Source organism: Pseudoxanthobacter sp. (assembly GCF_036822375.1).
In the GTDB taxonomy this organism is placed as follows: domain Bacteria; phylum Pseudomonadota; class Alphaproteobacteria; order Rhizobiales; family Segnochrobactraceae; genus Pseudoxanthobacter.
This window is the reverse complement of record NZ_DAISHT010000346.1, coordinates 1-2,328: the sequence shown is the minus strand read 5'-3', so window position 1 is coordinate 2,328 and position 2,328 is coordinate 1. Positions and strand designations below refer to the sequence as shown.

Genomic DNA, 2,328 nt, shown 5'->3' with positions numbered 1-2,328 from the left:
CGATCGCCGCGTCGCGGAAAGGCGAGGCATCCGACGGCTCTTACACCCGTCGCGCGGCGGACCGTCATTGCCGGTCGTGCGCACCGGCACCCGACGAGCGGGCCAGACCGGCCCGATCCGCTGCACGGAGACGCTGTCGTGATCGTCGCCATGCCGCAACACGCCGGCAAGCCGGTGCCGCCTTGCACTGCCCGCCGGCCGGAAGCCACGAAGGACAGCGCCTGCCGCGCCCGGCTTTGCAGGCCGTCGCAACCGCTGTGCATAACCGGACGGTGCATTTGCCACGGTTGCCCACACCGCGCCCCGCCCCGGTTCGCCAGCGCGAGACAAAGCCGTGATGCCCGACCATCCACAGCACCCGCGAGCGCCCGGGGCACATCCGTCCGGCCCTGCAGGATTCCGGCCGCCCGGGAAATCGATGCGCCCGCGGACGCCAACAGGTCGCCGGCCGGCGAAACCGGGCACCGCCTGACCGGATCTGCCACGATCGGAGCGGATTCGCCGCTGTCGAAATCCGTTGCAGGGCCGTTCTGCCGGCCCCGGATGCGGTCTGATCGCCGGCTGAAGGCCCGGCCCGCCGCGATCTCTGGCTGATGCACAGCCTTTGCGACATCTCGCGGCGCGATGGCCGGACCGGAACAGCCGTTGTGCAGCCTTCCATCCGGGGCGGGCCGGCTGACCGACAAACGCACTCTCCGCTCGCCAGCGGTCCGACCGGCGAGCGACTCTGACCCCTGACCGACCCAGCGATGGCGCGGGCCGCGGCGTTCCGGGACTTTTTTTGGGGAGCCCGAAAAGGTCAGCCGGGCCACGGCGGGCCTGCGTCGCCGAGCGGCAAAGAGGCGGCGCTCTCCTCGGCCGCACGGAGAGCGGTCGACCTGCGGGGCGCGACCACCTCAACGGCATCGAACGCTTCCGGTCCTGCGCCGCCAGCAGGCACTGTCCGCACCGCGGCGGGCCGAAACCGCGGTCCATCTTCAGCGCGGCGAAGCCCGCTGCCGGTTCGGTCAAAGCGGCGACGGTCTGACGCCGTTCATTATCCAACTCGTGCGGGCCGCACTGCCTGAAGACGCCGGGCAAAGCCCGTCCCCATTTCCACATCGATCAGGCACAGCCCAAACAAAAGCGGCCGGTGCAAGGCACCGGCCGCTTTCAACTCGTCACACCGGCCGCGCCGAGCGGCCGAACGTGCGCATATCAGTTCAGGTGTTCTTTCGCCACGCGGATGCCGTCGGCAATCAGCGTATCGGCGGCAGCGCCCGACACACGGCCGGCCAGCACCTTGCCGGCGGCGGCCACGGCCACATCGGCGGCGAGGCTGCGGACTTCGGCAATCGCCTGCGTCTCGGCCTGCGCGATCTTGATCTCGGCTGCCTTGGTGCGGCGCGCGATCATGTCGGCGATTTCGACGTTGGCCGCAGCGGTGATGCGGGCCGCTTCGGCCTGCGCGCTGTCGAGCACGCTCTGGGCTTCGGCCTCGGCCTCGCGGCGCTTGCGCTGATACTCGGCCAGCACGCTCTGCGCCTCTTCACGCAGGCGGCGGGCTTCTTCCAGCTCGCGGCGGATGTTGGTGGCGCGGTCGTCGAGATAGCCCGTCACCTTGCCCGGCAGCTTGATGTAGACGAAGCCGGCGAGCAGAATCACCAGAGCAACGAACGCATAGAAAGTCGCATCGAAATGCATGGTCGCGGCCTCAGTTCTGGTTGCGGACGGAGGCAACGGCCGCCGCGATTTCGGCCGGATCGGCCGTCACGGGCGCCAGCGTCTCGATCACCGCCGCCGCCGTATCGCTGGCGATGGCATTCACGTCGGCAAGCGCCGCAGTCTTGATGGCCGCAATGCGCTGCTCGGCGTCGGACAGCTTGGCTGCCAGCGAAGCCTCGACCTCGGCGCGCTTGGCCGCCAGATCGGCGGCGGCCGCCGCACGGCGCTCTTCGGCCAGAGCCGTCGCCTGCCGGCGGGCGGCCGTCAGCTCGGCCTCGTAGGCCTTGATCACGGCATCGGTTTCCTCGCGCAGGCGCTCCGCCTCGCCCAGATCGCCGACGATACGGTCGCGGCGCTCTTCGAGGATGGCACCGATGCGCGGGGCGATGACCCGCTTCATCATGATGTAGAGCGCGCCGAACGTGACGGCGAGCCAGAAAATCTGCGAGGGAAAGGAAGCCGGATCAAAGGGCGGGAACGCGCCTTCGCTGCCCGGAACTTCGGTGTGGCCCTCAGCGGGCTGAGTCGCACCGTTTCCGGCGGCGTCAGTGACGGCCCCGTGAGTCTCTGCTCCGCTCGCGGCGTCGCTTGCCATCGGCTTCTCCCAACTCGTCAAGGGCGGGC

General features: G+C 69.8%; 2 protein-coding genes. Both read right to left on the bottom strand.

Annotation, left to right across the window (positions count from 1 at the left end):
* Positions 1 to 1,197: 1,197 nt before the first annotated feature.
* The gene (locus V7067_RS17450) at positions 1,198 to 1,683 is read right to left on the bottom strand and encodes an ATP F0F1 synthase subunit B (RefSeq protein WP_334177157.1); all 486 of its coding nucleotides are present in this window, start codon (positions 1,681 to 1,683) and stop codon (positions 1,198 to 1,200) included.
* A gap of 10 nt (positions 1,684 to 1,693) precedes the next feature.
* A complete protein-coding gene (locus V7067_RS17445) occupies positions 1,694 to 2,299 on the bottom strand; it encodes a F0F1 ATP synthase subunit B (RefSeq protein WP_334177156.1) in 606 nt (201 codons plus the stop codon).
* Positions 2,300 to 2,328 lie beyond the last annotated feature (29 nt).